Below are 18,859 nucleotides of genomic sequence, written 5' to 3' on the forward strand. Positions count from 1 at the left end.
TTGGTACTGCCGCAATACCGCCCTAATGGGCTTTCGAGACGAAAATGAATACGTGTTTTTGCGGAGAAATCGTGAATTTGTCCACGTTCCGTTAGGAAGTCCCGCGCATTTTGAGCGGAAAGAATAAGCCTTTCTTTACTCTGTCGAGGTTGCTGTGCTGGCGCTGGTCAAATCGTTCTGTTCACTTGTCGGAATATTGTTCCTGGGTGCCTGTTCGGCCTACGATTTCCCTGATCCGGTTCCTGAAGACTATCCGGTCCACGGCATCGACGTGTCTCGCTGGCAGGGGGATATCGACTGGAACCAGGTCAAGCAGTCCGGCGTCGCCTTTGCCTGGATCAAGGCGACCGAGGGCGGCGATCACGTTGATCCGCGCTTTGCAGAAAACTGGATTGCGGCGCGCAAGGCGGGTGTTCCGAGAGGGGCCTATCACTTCTATTATTTCTGTCGCCCGGTCGAGGAACAGATCTCCTGGGTCAAGGAGATCGTGCCCAAGGACCCCAAGGCAATCCCGCTGGTACTCGACATGGAATGGAACGCCCATTCGAAAACCTGCCAGTTGCGGCCCGAACGCAGCCAGATCGTGCGCGACATGAAGATCTTTCTGGACGAGATGGAACGGCACTACGGCAAACGTCCGGTGATCTATTCATCGGTGGACTTTCACCGGGACCGGCTGGTTGGCGCGCTGAAGGGCGAACAGTTCTGGCTGCGATCCGTCGCGACGCACCCGATGAACATCTACGACCAACGTGATGATTGGGTCTTCTGGCAATACACCGCTGAAGGGCGCGTGCGGGGGATTAAGGGTGACGTCGATCGCAACACCTTCTTCGGAAGCAAAAGACAATATCGCGACTGGCTCAACGGGAATCTGAGGCGCTGAGGCACTGAGGCGCGGCCATCATTCGCGTCCGGTTTCGGGCAACGTCTTCCGTGCGAGCGGCCGCGGGCCTATTGGATCTTGATCTGGTGGGCGATGTCCTTGCCGTTGCTCACGGTGACCTGGGTGAACCCGATCAGTTTGCAGAAGTCCAGAAAATTCAATTCGTGTGGATGGTTGGAACGTGCGAACAGTTCCGTCGAGCGCGCCAGTGAAGTCAGGGACGCGAGCAGGGCCCGCATGCGGTAAAGCGTGTCGTACTGACCGTCTCCGGTGGCAACGATGATCAGTTTCTCCAGGTCGCCGCCTTTGGCAAAAAGGTGGTAACCCGCTGCATGGTTCTGTTTCGCATGCTGGGCAGCAAGGCCGATGACAAAGGCTGCCCGCGATCGCTTCTGCGCGTCGCGCGCCGTTGGAAGCTCGGAGATATAGACTTCGTGCGTCTGCGGTGTCGGGTAGTAATAGCCGGCATGGGAATCAGATGCTGCCACATCCGTCGGGGCAAATGTCAGACCAGCGACTGCGATTGCCAACGCAAAGGCAAGTTTCTGAAATTCAATCATTTTGGTTTGTCTCCCGCCACATTTCCCAAATTTAATGAAGCCGATTGAACAAAGGGAAGGCAAGGAGAAATTGGGTTTCGGGTCCTGCGGTTCCGGGGCTGACGCCTGACGCGCTATATTTTCGCCATCTTGTGTTCCCAAGTGTGCGCCTGTGTGGGCTTGCAGCTCGGGATTGTCGTGTTCCCGACTTCAGATTAATCGGAGTAACAAAAATGATGATCCGTTTGTCGCTGGCGGCTGCCGCCGTGGCTATGATGTCGATACCCGCATTGGCTCAATCCGGCCCCGCGATCGCCTATACAACGTCCAATTTGAACATGCGCACCGGTCCTGGGACGAATTACCCAGTGATCACCACTGTTCCGCAAGGCGGTGGCGTGACGGTGTTCGGATGCACCTCCAATTTTTCCTGGTGCGATGCCGCCTTTGGCAATGCCAAGGGCTGGGTCTCCGGCAAGTATCTGAGCTATGGCGTTCAGGGCAACTACTATGGCCGCCCGATCCCGAGCGCCGGTGTTTATATCGGCGTGCCGCGCTATTACAACAATTACCGGATCTACCGGAGGCCGCCCGCAGTCGTAAGGCCTGTTCAGCCGATCTATCCGCGTCGCTACTACCGCTAAGGCGTCAGCTGCCCGGTTTCGGAGCTGCCAGGACCAATGACCAGAAGACCTTATGCTTGGCATTCGGCGAATAAGCCGTGGCAATGCCAAGCCGGGTCGCATCCTGCGTCAGCAGAACCTGATTGTGTTTGGGCGATTCCCGCCAGCCGGAAAAAGCTTCCGCGAAGGTGCGATAACCGGCACTGACATTTTCGGCAGCTGCCGTGTTCGGCTCTCCAATGGAACTCATGCGCGTTGCCAGTTGCTGGTCCGGTGCAAGCGACGCCTGAACGCTTCCGGCTGCCGCCATCGCGTCCGCCTGAGATCTCGCAATTCCGGTGAGCTGCGCATCCGGAGCGACCGCCGACAGGCCGTTGTTGATCCTATACTGCGAGATCATCTGTGCTGCCGTCGTCGCATCGACTTCGCCATCCGATTTCGCAAGATCCCGGTAAAACGGCGGTTGCTGAAAGCGCTCGCTCTGGCAAGCGGCAATGGCGATGACCGCCAGCGCGGCGAAGGCCAGTTTAACGGTCCTCAGACCGGACTTTGTTTCGATCACCTGAGGCAGTTCTCCGGAAAACCTGATTCGGAAAGATGCTTCCGGTGATGGGACGACATCGCAGCAGAAATACGGCAGATCTGAAATGAGCTGTGGGCATGACCTATTCGTGCACTATTCGCATCTGTTCAGCCGATGAGTGCCAGTTGCTTTGGACGCGGCTGATCCAATCACGTGAAAGGCCAGCCTGAGCGAAGATGCCGTGGGAATGTGTGTCATCCCGGACGCAGCGTAGCGGAGATCCGAGACCCTCTCGCTTTTCTGCTTGCTGATCGTTGGGAATGCTGGAAACGCCACCACGTCTCTGCAAACGAGTGGGCCCCGGATCTCCCGATGATCGTCCGGAGTGACATATGCGTTTCAATACGAATTGAGTTCCTTCGCACCGCGAGGCACTTGCCTGCACCACCTCACCTTCATCCTGAGGAGGGCCGTCTCGAAGGATGGGCGGCTTGCCCAGGCAGGTGTGGCCCATCCTTCGAGACAGCGCTGCGCGCTTCCTCAGGATGAGGTCACGTGTGGAACCGGCTTTGCCAGGCGTAGTCGCAGACGGATGCCTGTCTCCGAATATCGGTCGCGACACAAAAAGACCGGCCCGAAGCTCGGGCCGGTCAGGCTGTGTTAGGCTTTCGGGTGAGAACCCGAGCCTTTCAGGGAGCTCTGCGTTAGCGTTTTCCTGCTTCCAGAACGTCTTCAAACGTTCTGAGGCCGGTCGTTGGAGCGGAAACCAGGACCGACATGTTGCCGGGTGCATGCTGGTTGTTCCACATCTTGGTGTGGGCCTTGGGGATCTGATCCCACGGGAAGACTTCCGACATATACGGATCGATGCGCCGCTCAATCATAAGCTTGTTGGCCGCAGCCGCCTGTTTCAGGTGGGCAAAGTGCGAGCCCTGCAGACGCTTCTGGTGCATCCACATGTAGCGGACGTCGAACGTGCAGTTGAAGCCGGAGGTCCCGGCGCAGATCACGACCATGCCGCCCTTTTTGCAGACGAATGTCGATATCGGGAAGGTTGATTCGCCCGGGTGCTCGAAAACAATGTCGACATTGTTGCCTTTACCGGTGAATTCCCAGATCGCCTTGCCGAATTTGCGGGCTTCCTTGAACCATTCGCCGTATTCGGGCGAACCGACGGTCGGCAATTGACCCCAGCAGTTGAAATCCTTGCGGTTGATCACGCCTTTGGCACCAAGGTCCATGACGAACTGACGCTTGTCCTCGTCGGAGATCACGCCGATCGCGTTTGCACCTGCCGCTGTGATCAACTGGATCGCATAGGACCCGAGACCGCCGGAAGCGCCCCAGACAAGAACGTTCTGGCCTGGCTTCAATTCATGTGGATGGTGGCCGAACAGCATACGGTAGGCGGTCGCCAGGGTCAGCGTGTAGCAGGCGGCCTCTTCCCACGTCAGGTGTTTCGGACGCGGCATGAGCTGCTGCGCCTGCGCACGCGTGAACTGGGCAAAGGACCCGTCCGGGGTTTCATAGCCCCAGATGCGCTGGGTGTTGGAGAACATCGGATCGCCACCGTTGCACTCCTCATCGTCGCCGTCATCCTGGTTACAGTGAATGACGACCTCATCGCCGACTTTCCAGCGCTTCACCTTGTCGCCGACCGCCCAGACAATGCCCGAGGCGTCGGACCCGGCGATGTGATAGGGCGCGCCGTGGCCGTCAAACGGGCTGATCGGTTCACCAAGACCGGCCCAGATGCCGTTGTAGTTGACGCCCGCGGCCATCACCAGGACCAGCACTTCGTGGCTGTCCAGTTCCCAGGTCGGCACGACCTCAAGCTGCATGGCGTCTTCCGGTGCGCCGTGGCGCTCGCGGCGGATCGCCCAGGCATACATGTTCTTCGGGACATGACCGAGCGGTGGAATCTCACCGATTTCATAAAGGTCTTTCACCGGAGCATCCTCGCGCGTTCGGTTGTCATTGGCTTCGGCTGTCGCTGTCATTCATCCCCTCCCAGGGCTTTTCGTGGCTCAAGATTTCGCATCTGCACAAGGCTCAAATGGCTCGAAACCCGATTTTGCGCAACTATTGTTCAAAATTGGGTGTCGATCTATACGACTATTGCTTAACTTGCGTTTTAATGCCAAGCATATTTTGCATTGCACAGAACGATTTCGCATGCGCGTAATATCGGGCACGCTGCCATCGAACAGGGAGATCATGGCAGTCTGGGCACTGCTGAGACAAAATAAGACAGGCAGTAGAAAGCCTTAGGAGGAGTTGTGGCATGAGCCAAACGGGTAACATTGGTGGTGAACGCGACCGCCCGTGGATTTTCCGGACCTATGCGGGACATTCCACGGCAGCCGACTCAAACAAGCTTTACCGCGGCAATCTTGCCAAAGGGCAGACCGGATTGTCCGTTGCTTTCGATCTGCCGACGCAGACCGGATACGACCCGGATGATCTTCTGGCGCGCGGTGAAGTCGGCAAGGTCGGCGTGCCGATTGCGCATCTGGGCGACATGCATACGCTGTTCAACGAAATCCCGCTTGAACGCATGAACACCTCCATGACGATCAATGCGACCGCGCCTTGGCTTCTGTCGCTTTATATCGCCGCTGCAGACGAGCAGGGGGCGGATCGCAAGCTGCTTTCGGGCACGACCCAGAACGACATCATCAAGGAATACCTGTCCCGCGGAACCTACGTGTTCCCGCCGGCGCCGTCGCTGAGATTGACGACCGACGTGATCGCCTGGACCTATTCCAACATGCCGAAATGGAACCCGATGAACGTCTGCTCCTATCATTTGCAGGAAGCAGGGGCGACACCGGTTCAGGAGCTGTCCTTCGCGCTGGCGACGGCGGTCGCCATTCTGGATTCCATGAAGGCCAGCGGGGCGATACCGGACGAGGATTTTCCGAAAGCAGTCGGCCGGATCTCCTTCTTCGTCAACGCCGGCATGCGGTTCATTACCGAGATGTGCAAGATGCGCGCGTTCACGGAACTCTGGGATGAAATCTGCCGTGAGCGCTATGGTGTTGAGGACGAGCGCTACCGGCGCTTTCGCTATGGCGTCCAGGTGAATTCGCTGGGCCTGACGGAGCAGCAGCCGGAGAACAACGTCTACCGGATCCTGGTGGAAATGCTCGCCGTGGTGCTGTCCAAGAACGCGCGCGCTCGAGCGGTGCAGCTGCCGGCCTGGAACGAGGCGCTCGGTCTGCCGCGACCTTTCGATCAGCAGTGGTCGCTCAGAATGCAGCAGATCATGGCGTATGAGACTGACCTGCTCGAATATGCCGATATCTTCGACGGATCCGCCGAAATCACCAAAAAGGTCGAGGCGCTGAAAGCCGAGGCGCGCGAGGAACTCGCCAGGATCGATGCTATGGGCGGCGCGGTTGCGGCTGTCGACAGCAGCTACATGAAACGGCAACTCGTTGAGGCGAATTCGGCACGTCTTGCCGCGATCGAAGCGGGCGAGCAGGTGGTTGTCGGTGTGAATAAGTGGACGGAGAGCGAACCGTCTCCGCTTGCGGCAGGTGAGGACGGCGCAATCCTGACGGTCCCGGAGCACGTCGAAGAAGAGGCAATTGAAAAGGTCAAGGCGTGGCGCGACGCCCGCGATCAGGCAGCCGTCAACGGCGCGCTTGAAGAGCTGAAGTCAGCTGCGCAGGAAGGCCGGAACATCATGGAGCCATCCATTGCCGCTGCGAAAGCCGGTGTCACGACCGGCGAATGGGGCAGAACCCTTCGCGACGTCTTTGGCGAATACCGTGCGCCGACCGGTGTCGGTCAGGCAGCGCGCGACGATGCCGGTGATCTTGCCGCTGTGCGCAAAGACGTTGACCTCGTGTCTGAACGGCTTGGCCGTCGTCTCAAGTTCCTGGTCGGCAAGCCCGGTCTGGACGGGCATTCCAACGGCGCGGAGCAGATTGCCGTGCGCGCGCGCGATTGTGGCATGGAAGTCGTCTATGAAGGCATCCGGCTGACACCGGCACAGATCGTCAATGCGGCTGTTGAAGAGGATGTTCACGTGATCGGCCTGTCCATCCTGTCCGGATCGCACCTTGCTTTGGTCCGAGATGTCATGGACCGGCTGAGAAGCGCCGGAGCAGACGACATTCCGGTTGTGGTCGGCGGCATTATTCCGGACGAAGATGCGGTGCAATTGAAGGCGATGGGGATCGCGGCAGTCTACACGCCGAAGGACTTTCAACTGACGGACATCATGGCGGACGTCGTCAGGATCGTCGGCAGTTCCGCCGAAGTGGCTGCGTAGGGTACGTGCCCTAGGGCCCTGACCCTGGCAAAAACCTGGTGGAGACTGCTGCTGACGGTCATTGTCGCCGGTAACTCAATGGGTTAACCTTGCGTAAAGCTTTGTTAACACTTTGTTGAGAAACTCGGAGAGTTCCGCCAGAAGGCGGTCTTCTCTGACGGCCAGGAGGCCAGAATGGCGACGATCGAAAGGCCTCAATCGGCCCAGGTCGTGGCGCATGCGACAGAGTATCCTGCGGACAGGGACGGTGACGGCACCGGTTATGACCGCAGAAACAGGCGTAACAGTCCGCAGCGCCATGACAATGATACCGGTTATTCGGAGAACGAACCGGCTGTTCTCATTGATGCTCATCACCTCGAAAGTCATGCCCTTGACGGCGTGGCTGCTTACCGCGCGGCCGCGTTACAAGCGCTTGAACCCGGCATAGATCACGGGCCGGTGCATCCACTTGAAGGGGCACGCGAAGGGCTCCTTCCGGACAGCATCCGCCACGCCTATGAAGACCATGAAGACGGGGACGCGCAACACAAGGTGAATGTGGCGACCTGAGGCGTCGCACGCGTGGCCGCCTCAAGGCAGGAACGGCAGGCTGACCAGTTCTCCGTCGACGTAGCGTCCCTCCTTTAACACCTGAACCTCGTCGCCCGCCCTGGCCTCCACCGAAATCAGCGCATAGCCGATCATGCGCTTGAGCCGATAGGACCAGGCCTTGTGTGTCATGTGACCCACTTTTCGGCCGTTCTTCTCAATGTCCAGGCGGATCGACTGGTCTTCGTGTTCCTCCTTGTCGCCCAGCATTATGCCAAGCTGGTGCCGCTTTATGCCATCCGACCTGATTTGCCGCAGGGCCCTGATGCCGATGACTTCATCGTCAATTTCCAGATTCACATAGTTTCCCAGACGGACCTCAAAGGGATTGGTGCGTTCGTCGGTGTCCGTTCCCCAGTTCAGGAGGCCGCTTTCCGTGCGTTCTGACGGATTGGGGTAGCCCGGGCCGATATCGAACGGCTTGCCCGCTTCCTTGACGATCTGCCACAACGCGTCGCCCTTGGTTCCGTCCATGAGGTAAAGCTCGAAACCACCCTGTTTCGACCATCCGGACCTGGCAATTTTCAGCGGGATACCTTCGATCTCTGCGCTGCCGAACCAGAAATATTTCAGATCCCGCACCCAATCGCCAAAGAGGCCCGCAACCACATTTTCCGCTTGCGGGCCTTGAACCGCCAGCGGAGACACGTCCGGCTCGGATATCTCCACGTCAAGCCCGCGCTCACCAGCGACACAGCTCGCCCAGAACCAGATGTCGGAATTGCCGATTGAAAGCCAATAACAGTCGTCTTCGATCTTGAGCGCGATCGGATCGTTGATCAGCGTACCCCGATGATCGCAGATCGGCACATATTTTCCCTGGTTGACCTTTTGCGTGGACAGATCCCTTGCGCAAAGAACCTGGGCAAGACGTGCAGCGTCGGGTCCCTTTAACTTTACCTGTCGCTGCGCGGCAACGTCCCACATCGATACGCCGTTTATCAGCCGCCAGTATTCGGCTTCCCGGTCGCCATATCCGCGCGGGATCAGCATTCGATTGTATGTGAGCAGCGACTCTGCACCCTCCGCGATCGTGGAATGATAGTAAGGGGATTTTCTGAGGCGTCCTGCTGAAACGATCTCTGCCATTGTGCGGTCCTGTGCGGATCAACATGTCCTAGAATCGCAGTATTGCTGAGTTTCAGGCAGGAGGGGAAAGAACTTTGTTGCACGTCTGCGCGGCGGGTGTTTTCTTTTGCCCCTTCACTTTTTTGCTTATGCCGTTTCGCACCCGATTTTCCTTGAAGTGTCTGATGAGACGTCTTACACCGGCGCGAATAAGTAATCTTACGTATCCCGGTCCGTAAGGACCCGATACGCGTGGGTTAAGGGTACGACAGACATTGGTTGAGACAATTCTTTCGTTGGCGGCGGAAAACCTGCTGTCGCCGATCATCCTCTTCTTTGCGCTTGGCCTGGCTGCAGCAATTGCCCGATCGGATCTGTCGGTGCCTGAAGCTGCGGCGAAGGCGCTCTCGATCTATTTGCTGTTTGCAATCGGCTTCAAGGGCGGGGTCAGCGTGAGCGAACACGGGGTGGATGCGACCCTCCTGCTTGCGTTGGTCGCAGGTGTCATTCTCTCCTTTGCCATTCCCTTCACCGCTTTCGGCCTGCTGCGCATGATGACGCGACTGGGGACAGTCGATGCAGCCGCCGTTGCCGGTCACTACGGGTCGATTTCCATTGTCACCTTTGTCGCGGCGACATCCGTTCTGCAAAGCCAGGGCATTGCCAGCGAGGGTTATCTTGTCGCCGTGGCTGCTGCGATGGAAGCGCCTGCCATTCTTTCCGCCCTCTGGCTTGCCGCAAGATTTTCCTCTGCCGACAAGAACGCCGAGCGTGCCAAGGGAACCAAGGGTCTTTTGAGGGAAATTCTGCTGAACGGCTCGATCGTGCTGCTCGTCGGTTCATTCTTCATCGGTATGCTTTCCGGACCCAAGGGCCTGTCCGAGATCGAGAGCTTCATTGTGTCGCCCTTCAAGGGAGTGCTGTGTCTCTTCCTTCTGGACATGGGCCTTGTCGCCGGGCGCGGGCTGCGCAGCAGCGCCGGACTTATGCGCCCGGGGTTGATCCTGTTCGGGATCCTGATGCCCATCATTGGTGCGGTTGCGGGCCTGATTGCCGGCAGCCTGATCGGACTGTCCGTCGGCGGGACCATGCTTTTGATGACGCTCAGCGCATCTGCGTCCTACATTGCCGTACCGGCGGCCATGCGTGTCGCGTTGCCGGAAGCAAATCCCTCCATATATCTGACCATGTCGCTTGGAATCACGTTTCCGTTCAACCTGACGGTTGGTATTCCGCTTTACTTGAGCATCGCCCAGGCCACCGGAGGATAAGCCCATGGAGATGAACGACGCTAAACGGGTGGAAATCATCATAGAAGCGCCGATGGAAACCCGGCTGACGGATACGCTCGATGAAGCCGGGGTCACCGGTTATACGATCCTGCCGGTCATGGGCGGCAGCGGACGGTCCGGACGCTGGAGCCGTGAGGGCCAGGTGTCCAGGGCAGGCGGCATGGTGGCAATCATCTGCATCATTCGGCCGGACCGGCTGGAGGTGCTGCTCGAAGCTGCATTCGAGGTGGTTGAACGCCATATTGGCGTGGTGACCGTGTCGGACTGCTCGGTCCTGCGTGCGGAACGTTTCTAGGCAATTCAGGTCCCTGATCCAAAAAGCGTAATCGGGTTGGCCGATTTGCTTTCAACCGGCCAAGTGATAAGAAGCATCCCTAACGCACACAAAGTGCTGTTAAGGAGGGCCTTTCCGTTGACATTTCCCACACCGCTTCTGGAGGGTTACGGCCGCTATCTGAACAAGGGTTTCGTCCGCTACAAGGAAACCCACGAACGCCTTGCGGTTTATGGCCAGAAGCCGGATGTGCTGGTGATTTCCTGCTGCGACAGCCGGGTGACGCCGGAAGGCATCTTTCACGCTGGTCCGGGTGAACTGTTCGTCATACGCAATGTCGCCAATCTCGTGCCACCGTATGAAGAAAGCCAGGGCCAACACGGCACAAGCGCTGCGATCGAATTCGCGGTCAACAGCCTGAAGGTCAAGCATATCGTTGTCATGGGCCACGGCCAGTGCGGCGGTGTAAAGGCGTTTCGTGAGCATGCCAACGATCCGATGGCGACCGGCGAATTTATCGGCCGCTGGATCAAGCTCCTGGAACCGGCTGCGATCGCCATGGCCTGCATGCCGATCGACAAGTCGGACGACCCCCAGCTGGCCATGGAATATGCCGGCATCAGGCAATCGCTGAAGAACCTCTTGACCTTTCCATTCGTTGAAAAGGCGGTTGATGAAGCGGGCTTGGCGCTGCATGGCGCCTGGTTCGACATCGGCTCGGGTGAACTCAGGCTGATGGACCCGGAAAACGAACGCTTTGAAACGGCGCTGCCCGAAGCTTTGAAAGACCCGGATTGATGCCTGGGGAAGGGGACAACATGCAGATAGGCACCGATCTCTTTCAGCGCCTTGCTGCTTACAATTCCTGGATGACCGACAAGGCCTATGCGGCCGCGGACAAGATGAGCGATCAGGAGCGCAAGCAAGATCGTGGCGCGTTCTTTAAGTCCGTGCACTCGACGCTCAATCACATTCTCTTCGCCGATCGCGTGTGGATGCGCCGCTTCACAGACCGGAGTTATGACGTCAAAGGCATGGGCGTCGACCTCTTCGAAGAATACGCGGAGCTGCGCGCGGCACATATGAGCATGTGCGCAGACATTGAGACCTTCACGGGTCAGCTCACCGACGACTGGCTCGGCGAAGACATGAACTGGACCCGAAGCACCGACGGTGTTTCAAGGGTCCGCCCGCGATGGCTGCTCGTGATGCACATGTTCAATCACCAGACCCATCACCGCGGTCAGCTGTCGACCCTTTTCACGCAATCCGGCATCGATATCGGGATCACCGATCTGCCCTATATGCCGGACCTTGTCGACGACTTCGGTGGCTGAACAGGTCGGGCCGCGCGCGTGATTTCAAGTGATCAAGATGCTCCATTCGAAGCAGACACAGGATGAATACCTATCTTTCTCTGTTTGACACAAGCGCGGTATCTCCGCTTGAGTAAGATCCGGTAAACGCTGCCCACTTCGGGTTCACGGGGGCAAAAGTGCTGAGACTGACGGAAGAAAGCCGGCGGCTGTGGATCATTTGTTCTATGGGTGTCCTGTCAGGGCTCGTCCTTCTCGACGAGACAATCCTGGGCGTTGCCCTTCCGTCGATCCGCTCGTCGCTCGATCTTTCTGCCGGAACGACACATTGGATCGTCAACGCCTATTTCCTGACATTGACCTGCCTGGCTGCCCTTGGCGGCAAATGTGTTGACCTATTTGGTCTGAAGCCCGTGCTTGTTGTCAGCGGCGCCGTGTTTGCCGCGTCTTCCCTTTTTGCCGGTTTTGCCGAAGACGGCGCCTTTCTGATTGCCATGCGGGCACTCCAGGGCGTCGGTGCGGTGTTTATTTTTGCCTTGTCCCAGGCTGGGGCCAACATGGCGTATCCGAAGGAAAAACGCGGGTTGGGCATAGGCATTTACGCGGCGATGGCGACCATCTTTCTTGCTGTCGGTCCTTTGGTCGGCGGTGTCGTTACCCACTATGTTTCCTGGAACTGGGTGTTCTGGTTGAACATTCCGATTGTCACGATTGTCGGGGTTATAGCTTTTCTTGTCTGGGAAGAGCCCCGCGAACGAACCACCGAGCGGCATATCGACGGGGTCGGTGTCGTGTTTCTGCTGATCGGATTGACGGGACTCGTATTCGCTCTGATGCAGGGCGCCACGCTCGGTTGGGGAAGCGCTGTAATTCTCTTGAGCGCGGCCTTGGGAATTGCCGGTCTGATTGGCCTTGACCGGTATGAACACCGGCAGAAACAGCCACTGATAGATGTGAAGCTGTTCCGGGTTCCCGAATTCCTGAGCGCCTGCATTGTTTTTATGGCCTGCCAATATGCCCTGATTGTTATGGCGGTGTTCTTTCCCATCTTCTTGCAGAACGAGATGGGATACACTCCGGCACAGGCGGGCGTGGCCGCCCTCATTGCCGTCATTGCATTTCCCTTCATTTCCGCGCCCGTGGGCAGGTTGGCGGACAAGTTGGGCTCACGCCCGGTTGTGATGACCGGGCTGTTTTTCTCCGGGTCGGCGACACTTCTTCTCGGGTTTTTGCTGCCTCAGAAATCCTATCTGCTTTTTGCAGTGCCTTTGCTGGTCTGGGGCATCGCGATGGTCTGTATTGCAGGGCCGTCGAGGCGTATCGCGGTCAATGCTGCGCCGGAAAACGAGCAGGGCCAATTGAGCGGCACCATTGTCACTATCCGGCTACTTGGTTCCACAATTGGTGTTGCCATTTCGAGTGCGATGATTACCGCTGGCTTCAGCATTCCGACGGTCTTTTTGGTCTGCGGATCGCTTCTCTTTGCTGGCCTTGCTCTGTCGTTTCTGGCGCTGAGCGAGGCGAAATCGGCCAAAGACGGTTCCTGAACGACGTTACTTCGCCTTTATGCGCTCGATGATCGACTTCATGTTGTTGCGCAGGTTGTCGGCCCGGAACCGGAGAACATCGATCTGGTGAGCCGTTTCGCGCGCTCCGAATTGGCCGTACCAGAAGAAATGGTTGCCGGGAACGCGCGCGTTGAGAGCGCCGGAGGTTGCGTAGGACATTTCGTCCATGAGGCCCTGCCACTCCTGCGGATCAATATTTTCGGTGCCGTCGAAGGCCGGTTCGACGATGTTTCGGAAAAGATGCTGGATCTGGTAGATGCCCCAGTTTCCGCGGTCCGTTGCCGCATGCACAGTGTCGAGGATCTTGTTCCCGGAAATTGTCACAACGAGTGGGAAGTCCGAAAATTTCAGTCCGCCTGTGTCCGAAATCGACCAGTCGAGGTCTTTCACGTATTTCCCGTCCTCATATTTTGAGGCCATCATGATCGCGTTCAGGGCAACGGGGATCGGCCCGAGAATATCAGTCTCGAAAACATTCCATGGAATGATAGCGTGGCCGTTCATTTCGTCCTGTGCCCAGACATACTGTTTGAACAGGTCGTAAAACTGCGGTGCTGCCGACAGACCGTCTGCCTGTTCCTTGATTTCGCCCGGAGCTGCAAGCAAAAGAGGGACTGGTGGCGTTGACGCGAGCGAGACAAAGAGTTCGACATTCAAGCCTTCGGCCTGGGCAGCTTCATAAACGGACTGGGCGATCTGCCCGCCTGCGCTCCACCCCATGACGATAACGTCTTTGGAAAGCCCCTCGCGCTCAATGTAAAACTTTGCACTGGCCGCGACCTGTTTGCCCCAGTCCCGGATGGTGAAGTCCGGATAGACCTTGGAATACACCTTGTTGCCAGTCGGGTAGGACGCCCCCAGGAACGAATACCCCAATTGCCCAAGCCAGTAGGCGAGAAAATCCTTGTCGTCGCCTCCGGGATAGCCGTAGGCGACCCGTGCAAGATGAAACCCTCCGGGAACAAATATCATCAGGGGTTTGGACGAACTGCCCGCTTTGAAATAGGTGAGCGTTTCGATCCCGTTGGTGGAAAGCAATTCTTCCCCCGGATAGACATCCGCAGTCGCCTTCAGCCTCTCCACCTTCCAGGTGTCCTGGGCGTAAGCACCCGATCCGAAAACAACAAAAAGAAATACGAAAAGGAATCTTGTCATTGTTCCGCTGCCTCCTGCAGCCAAGCGTTCGCTCTGACTGGATCAATTTTTCCAATGGAAGCAGGTCAATGCAACAGAATTGTTACCTCACACGATGAAGAGAAGAGCGCTGCCCGCGATCACGAGGGCGGCTCCGGCCCAGGCCCCGAGTGCCGGAAATTCCTTCGTGCGCCACCACATCATCGGCAGCATGACGGCAGGCGTTGTAGCGGAAAGCGTTGCAACGATGCCGACCTCGCCACCTGAAAGGGCATAGAGGATCAGTGTCATGCCGATGCCCATGCCGAGCAGTCCGGACACTGCGATAATGCCGACAACGGGAAGCGTGAAGCGGCCGGCAGGCTTGACCCAACTGAACGGCAGTCGCATCAGCAGAACGAGACCGATGGCGGCGACGCCGACGCGGATGCTTGACGCTGCGACCGGATCGGCACCCGTTTCCATCACGGGGCGTGCGATCAGGGAGCCGATCGATTGCGACAGGGCCGCTGCGAGCCCGAGAAGAACACCGACCCAGAGCGGGCCCTTGATACTTTCCCACTTGTGAAGCTGCGACTTGCGTTTGCCGAAGCGGATCGCAAGAAGGACCCCGAGAAAGATCAGCGCAATCCCGGTCACTTGCATGCCGGTCAGGGTCTCGTCCAGGATCATCCAGCCCAGGATTGCCGACATCGGTGCGTTCAAGGAGAACAGCATGGCGGTGCGTCGCGGGCCCATCCGGTTCAGTGTCAGAAACAGAGCCGTGTCGCCCATGAAGATGCCAATGAAACCGGACAGGACCAGGGGCAGGATCTGGTCATTGCCAATCGTATTCCAACCGCCCGCAACCATCACCCAGGCACACAGCATCAGCGTGACAAGCACCATGCGCGTGCAGTTGAAGGCGATTGCGCCCAAATGCTGGGCTGGAGCTGCAGACAGGAGACCGGTCAGTGCCCAGAGCGTTGCGGCCCCAAGCGCGGCGGCTTCATAGAGATACATCGCTTAGGTCCGGTCGAGGTCTCCACCAAGTTCTGGCGGCGTGCCAGTCCAGGCGGCTTCGAAAAAGGCGTGTTCCAGTAGGCTCATTTGCCGGAACAGGTGGACAAGTGTCTCCTGTTCGTTGACACCAAGATCCGGTCCGATGTGGTCGATCTCGCTCCTGATCCAGTTCACGAACGTTTCGAAGCCCGGAACCGCGTGCAGGTCAATCCATTCTGCGAGATAGAATGCCTGAGGCCGCGGTTTTCCAGCCTCTCGTTGGCCCCAGGTAAGGTAGCACCACTCGGCGCAGAGCAGGCAGGTGAGTCCTTCCGCATACGTTCCTTTGCCGGACGACGTCAGGAGAAGATCGGAAAATGCCCGCGTGACCGGGCCTTGGGCTGCCTTTTCGTAGGTTTCGCGGGGGACGCCGAGTGCATCGAACGAGCGCAGGAAATAGTCGTTTTCTTCTGAAGTCAGCAGCGCAAGAAACGACGAAAGCCGCGATTTGGAGCGCATGCTGGGCGCTTTGGCAACGAGAAAACCAAGGGTCGACGCCAGATCGGTAATGAATGTGTAGTCCTCGATCAGATAGCGGACGTACGCCTCGTCGGGCATCGAGCCGTCACCGATGGCGTGCGTGAAGGCGTGGTTCGTAGCGTCCGTCCAATAGGGCTCCGCACGGGACGCGAGCCAATCGGTGAACCGGGCGCCGGGAACCGAAGCCTGGTAGTCCTGAATGGATCCTTGGAACGAAGTGTTCATTTGGAAGCGCCTTCTCGTGCAGCTGGCCTTAACTTCGTGGTCCTTGAAGGAAAGATCAGGCAATCAAACGTGCGTCTGCAAAACGCCCTCATCGGGAGGAGGATCGAAGGCGGGCTTCGAACCGCGGGCGGGCACTGTGTCCGCAGCCCACCTTTCGAGGCTTTGCTTCGCTCCGCATCTCAAGATGAGGTTGGGAGTTTTGGTCGGCACTGGGCTGGAAAACGGGCGCCGGGCGGCGCCCGCCAAGAGACTTCAGGCGGCTGCCTTTTTCGGAGAAATCAGGCCGCGGTTGATCAGAACTTCTGCGATCTGAACCGTGTTGAGCGCAGCGCCCTTGCGCAGGTTGTCGGAGACGACCCACAGGTTCAGGCCGTTTTCGACAGTTGCATCCTCGCGAATGCGCGAGATGTAGGTCGCGTCTTCGCCAGCCGCTTCATAAGGCGTCATGTAGCCGCCGTCTTCGTGCTTGTCGATCACGAGGCAACCGGGAGCTTCGCGCAGGATGTTGCGTGCTTCCTCGGCACTGATCTCGTTTTCAAACTCAAGGTTGACGCTTTCCGAGTGACCGATGAACACCGGAACCCGGACGGCGGTGCAGGTCACCTTGATGCTCGGGTCGAGCATCTTTTTGGTCTCTGCAAGCACCTTCCATTCTTCCTTGGTGTAACCGTCTTCCATGAAGACGTCGCAATGCGGAATGACGTTGAAGGCGATGCGCTTCGGATACTTGTTCGGTTCGATCGGATCGTTCACAAAAACAGCGCGGGTCTGGTTGAACAGCTCTTCCATCGCGTCCTTGCCGGTACCGGAAACGGCCTGGTAGGTCGAAACGACGACGCGCTTGATCCTGGCATGATCGTGCAGCGGCTTCAGTGCGACGACCAATTGTGCCGTGGAGCAGTTCGGATTCGCGATGATGTTCTTTTTGGTAAAGCCGGCGACGGCGTCAGCGTTCACTTCCGGAACGATCAACGGCACGTCTGCGTCGTAGCGCCAGGCGGATGAGTTGTCGATGACAACGCAGCCCTTGGCGGCAATTCTCGGGGCCCATTCCTTCGATACCGTTCCACCTGCTGACATCAGGCAGATATCCGTGTCGGAGAAATCGTAATTCTCCAGCGCCTGTACTTTCAGCGTCTTGTCGCCGAACGAAACATCCGTGCCCTGGGAGCGGCGGGAAGCGAGGGCGACGACTTCATCAGCCGGAAAGCCACGCTCGGCGAGAATGTCCAGCAACTCGCGGCCGACATTGCCGGTAGCGCCTGCTATTGCGATCTTGAAACCCATTTTCGACTAGTCCTTGTCCGTCTCCCCGCTGCACCGGCTGCCCCGAAAAACAGGCTTGCCGGCTCCCGGCGCCTCCCATCCCCGGGGAGGCGGGATGAGCGGCACCGTCAAGCGGTGGTCTTGGTTGTCTTGGTTGTGCGTTTGAGAGCGGTCACGGCAGCCGAACGGGTCTCGCCGCGCAGGAACGTCGCGCTGGCAAGGGCCGCGGAAATTGTTTCCAGAATGTCGGCTTTCAGCCGGCTCATCGGGTGCTCGCAATCGTCAAAACTTGAGACGGCGGTGTTTTTGCCCGGAATCTTTAGTAAGTCAACAAGGAATACCGCCAAATCCGGCGATTGCTTCTCACTTTGTTGCGCAATGGTGACGCGCTGGCCCGTTCCGGATCAGGAATTGAACAGCCGCCCGGGTCCTTTGCCCCTTGTTTCAAGGCCGGCGAGGGTCATCATGTGCCAGGCAAGGGCCAGGTTGGAACTGATCACCGGTTTTCCGAGCAACTGCTCGCATGCCTCGATCACTGGAAAGGTGCGCAAATTGGTGCAGGAGGCAAATACGGCCTGCACGTCCGGTTCGTTGCCTACCTGATGCACGGCATTTTGGACCGATTGCGGCGTTATGCGTGCAACGACCGCTTCTTCCGACTGATCGAACGATCCAACGGTGACCGGGTCCAGTCCTTCGGCGCGCAGCAGTTCGCACACGGCTTCCGAGACATCCGCAACATAGGGTGAAACAACACCGACCTTCTCCACCGCCAGATGGTTCAGTGCGGTAACGACCGCAACGGCCGGGTTGGTAACGCTGGCATCCGGATGCGCCTGGCGGATTGCCCTTTCGACCGCTGCGGAGCCAATAACCGTCGATGCAGACGTGCAGGCATAGCCGATCACGTCGAGCGCCCGGTGCCCGGGAAGCAGTGCGGCTGCCCCTGTCAGCTTGCCTTTCATGCGCATCAGCGTTTCTTCGGTGACATCCGGATCGCTTTCAATGCGCGCGTGATACATCGCGACGCCTTCAATGTCGAAAACCGGGCGGAACTCTTTCTCCACCGTTTCGTCCGCCTGAAGCACGATCAGTCCGAGAGCGGCCGTTTCTCCAAGCCCGTTGTCGCAATCGAAGTCCAGTCTCAAAGTTCAGGTCCTTTGCGGGTTCAATAGAGCTTGTTTGGCCGGTGTCCGGCGTTTCTGCCGGACCCTTTTCGGAGCATTCATATGCGAATGATTTCGCTGGGTCCCGTCGCGACGTCGCAGTGCAGATCAACAGGTCAGGCAGGCGAACGCAAGGCCGGGATTGGGATTGCCGGACGCTAAACCCCGGTTGGTGCGGCATGTGAAGGAAATTCTCTTGCAACTCTAATTTATATCAATATATCATGAATTATGGATATGAATGATGCCTTGAACGCTTTCAGTGCGCTCAGCCAGAAGACGCGGCTCGATGTTTTCCGGCTCCTGATCAATGTGGGGCCAGAAGGCATGAGTGCCGGTGATATCGCCGAGGTTCTTGATGTTCGTCAGAACACCATGTCGGCCAACCTGTCGGTGTTGCTGCAGGCTGGCCTTGTACGAAACGAGCGTGAGGGGCGTTCCATCCGCTATTTCGCGGACCTCGATGGGACGCGGGAATTGCTGACTTTTCTCATGGCCGATTGCTGCGGCGGCCATCCGGAGCTTTGTGCGCAGGCAATAGAAGCGATTGCGTGCCGGAAATAGTAGACAGCACGAGGAGCAAGT

At 58.0% G+C, this 18,859-nt stretch carries 20 protein-coding genes; 10 read left to right on the plus strand and 10 right to left on the minus strand.

Going from position 1 to position 18,859, the window contains the following annotated elements:
* The first annotated feature begins 154 nt into the window (after window positions 1-154).
* On the plus strand, window positions 155-886 hold the full coding sequence (locus tag RBB47_RS23100) for a GH25 family lysozyme (RefSeq protein WP_305988260.1): 732 nt from the start codon (window positions 155-157) through the stop codon (window positions 884-886).
* Window positions 887-954: 68 nt separating this feature from the next.
* Here RBB47_RS23100 and RBB47_RS23105 read toward each other — a convergent pair whose 3' ends face one another.
* Complete coding sequence (locus RBB47_RS23105; RefSeq protein ID WP_305988261.1) at window positions 955-1,446, minus strand: hypothetical protein; 492 nt, start codon at window positions 1,444-1,446, stop codon at window positions 955-957.
* A gap of 212 nt (window positions 1,447-1,658) precedes the next feature.
* Between RBB47_RS23105 and RBB47_RS23110 the strand changes: the two genes are divergently transcribed.
* Window positions 1,659-2,069 (plus strand): SH3 domain-containing protein, encoded by a 411-nt coding sequence (locus RBB47_RS23110; RefSeq protein WP_305988262.1) that lies wholly within the window; start codon window positions 1,659-1,661, stop codon window positions 2,067-2,069.
* 4 nt (window positions 2,070-2,073) lie between these two features.
* Here RBB47_RS23110 and RBB47_RS23115 read toward each other — a convergent pair whose 3' ends face one another.
* Window positions 2,074-2,610: a CAP domain-containing protein gene (locus RBB47_RS23115; RefSeq protein ID WP_305988263.1), complete on the minus strand. Its 537-nt coding sequence runs from the start codon at window positions 2,608-2,610 to the stop codon at window positions 2,074-2,076.
* Window positions 2,611-3,275: 665 nt separating this feature from the next.
* Window positions 3,276-4,571: a crotonyl-CoA carboxylase/reductase gene (gene ccrA / locus RBB47_RS23120; RefSeq protein WP_305988264.1), complete on the minus strand. Its 1,296-nt coding sequence runs from the start codon at window positions 4,569-4,571 to the stop codon at window positions 3,276-3,278.
* A 284-nt stretch (window positions 4,572-4,855) separates the two neighbouring features.
* Here ccrA and RBB47_RS23125 point away from each other — a divergent pair, with 284 nt between their 5' ends.
* Together RBB47_RS23125 and RBB47_RS23130 are read left to right on the plus strand one after the other, a co-directional pair.
* Window positions 4,856-6,853, plus strand: a complete 1,998-nt coding sequence (locus RBB47_RS23125; RefSeq protein WP_305988265.1) for a protein meaA — start codon at window positions 4,856-4,858, stop codon at window positions 6,851-6,853.
* A gap of 174 nt (window positions 6,854-7,027) precedes the next feature.
* A complete protein-coding gene (locus RBB47_RS23130; RefSeq protein ID WP_305988266.1) occupies window positions 7,028-7,405 on the plus strand; it encodes a hypothetical protein in 378 nt (125 codons plus the stop codon).
* A gap of 21 nt (window positions 7,406-7,426) precedes the next feature.
* Here the strand turns inward: RBB47_RS23130 and RBB47_RS23135 are convergent, their stop codons facing one another.
* Window positions 7,427-8,533 (minus strand): glycine cleavage T C-terminal barrel domain-containing protein, encoded by a 1,107-nt coding sequence (locus RBB47_RS23135; protein ID WP_305988267.1) that lies wholly within the window; start codon window positions 8,531-8,533, stop codon window positions 7,427-7,429.
* A gap of 254 nt (window positions 8,534-8,787) precedes the next feature.
* Between RBB47_RS23135 and RBB47_RS23140 the strand changes: the two genes are divergently transcribed.
* The 5 genes from RBB47_RS23140 to RBB47_RS23160 all read left to right on the plus strand — a co-directional run bounded on the left by RBB47_RS23140 (window position 8,788) and on the right by RBB47_RS23160 (window position 12,941).
* Window positions 8,788-9,783: a sodium-dependent bicarbonate transport family permease gene (locus tag RBB47_RS23140; RefSeq protein ID WP_305988268.1), complete on the plus strand. Its 996-nt coding sequence runs from the start codon at window positions 8,788-8,790 to the stop codon at window positions 9,781-9,783.
* Window positions 9,784-9,787: 4 nt separating this feature from the next.
* Window positions 9,788-10,099 carry a P-II family nitrogen regulator gene (locus tag RBB47_RS23145; RefSeq protein ID WP_305988269.1) on the plus strand — a complete coding sequence of 104 codons (312 nt, stop codon included), beginning with the start codon at window positions 9,788-9,790 and terminating at the stop codon, window positions 10,097-10,099.
* Window positions 10,100-10,216: 117 nt separating this feature from the next.
* A complete protein-coding gene (locus RBB47_RS23150; protein WP_305988270.1) occupies window positions 10,217-10,876 on the plus strand; it encodes a carbonic anhydrase in 660 nt (219 codons plus the stop codon).
* A 20-nt stretch (window positions 10,877-10,896) separates the two neighbouring features.
* Window positions 10,897-11,415 carry a DinB family protein gene (locus RBB47_RS23155; RefSeq protein WP_305988271.1) on the plus strand — a complete coding sequence of 173 codons (519 nt, stop codon included), beginning with the start codon at window positions 10,897-10,899 and terminating at the stop codon, window positions 11,413-11,415.
* A gap of 158 nt (window positions 11,416-11,573) precedes the next feature.
* On the plus strand, window positions 11,574-12,941 hold the full coding sequence (locus RBB47_RS23160; protein WP_305988272.1) for an MFS transporter: 1,368 nt from the start codon (window positions 11,574-11,576) through the stop codon (window positions 12,939-12,941).
* 6 nt (window positions 12,942-12,947) lie between these two features.
* On the opposite strand, the gene RBB47_RS23165 is transcribed toward RBB47_RS23160, so the two are convergent.
* The 6 genes from RBB47_RS23165 to RBB47_RS23190 form a co-directional block, all read right to left on the minus strand.
* Complete coding sequence (locus tag RBB47_RS23165; RefSeq protein ID WP_305988273.1) at window positions 12,948-14,117, minus strand: alpha/beta hydrolase; 1,170 nt, start codon at window positions 14,115-14,117, stop codon at window positions 12,948-12,950.
* A gap of 87 nt (window positions 14,118-14,204) precedes the next feature.
* Window positions 14,205-15,098 carry a DMT family transporter gene (locus RBB47_RS23170; RefSeq protein ID WP_305988274.1) on the minus strand — a complete coding sequence of 298 codons (894 nt, stop codon included), beginning with the start codon at window positions 15,096-15,098 and terminating at the stop codon, window positions 14,205-14,207.
* A gap of 3 nt (window positions 15,099-15,101) precedes the next feature.
* Window positions 15,102-15,842: a TenA family protein gene (locus RBB47_RS23175; RefSeq protein WP_305988275.1), complete on the minus strand. Its 741-nt coding sequence runs from the start codon at window positions 15,840-15,842 to the stop codon at window positions 15,102-15,104.
* A gap of 252 nt (window positions 15,843-16,094) precedes the next feature.
* Window positions 16,095-17,129 (minus strand): aspartate-semialdehyde dehydrogenase, encoded by a 1,035-nt coding sequence (locus tag RBB47_RS23180; protein WP_305988276.1) that lies wholly within the window; start codon window positions 17,127-17,129, stop codon window positions 16,095-16,097.
* Between the two features lie 107 nt (window positions 17,130-17,236).
* Window positions 17,237-17,374 carry a hypothetical protein gene (locus RBB47_RS23185; protein WP_305988277.1) on the minus strand — a complete coding sequence of 46 codons (138 nt, stop codon included), beginning with the start codon at window positions 17,372-17,374 and terminating at the stop codon, window positions 17,237-17,239.
* Between the two features lie 138 nt (window positions 17,375-17,512).
* Window positions 17,513-18,256: an Asp/Glu racemase gene (locus RBB47_RS23190; RefSeq protein WP_305988278.1), complete on the minus strand. Its 744-nt coding sequence runs from the start codon at window positions 18,254-18,256 to the stop codon at window positions 17,513-17,515.
* Window positions 18,257-18,505: 249 nt separating this feature from the next.
* On the opposite strand from RBB47_RS23190, the gene RBB47_RS23195 reads away from it, so the two are divergent.
* Entirely contained in the window at window positions 18,506-18,838 is a 333-nt protein-coding gene (locus tag RBB47_RS23195) for a helix-turn-helix transcriptional regulator (RefSeq protein WP_305988279.1), read from the plus strand.
* The last annotated feature ends 21 nt before the right edge of the window (window positions 18,839-18,859 follow it).

Origin of the sequence: Roseibium sp. MMSF_3544 (assembly GCF_030732845.1) — a bacterium.
Taxonomy (GTDB): domain Bacteria; phylum Pseudomonadota; class Alphaproteobacteria; order Rhizobiales; family Stappiaceae; genus Roseibium.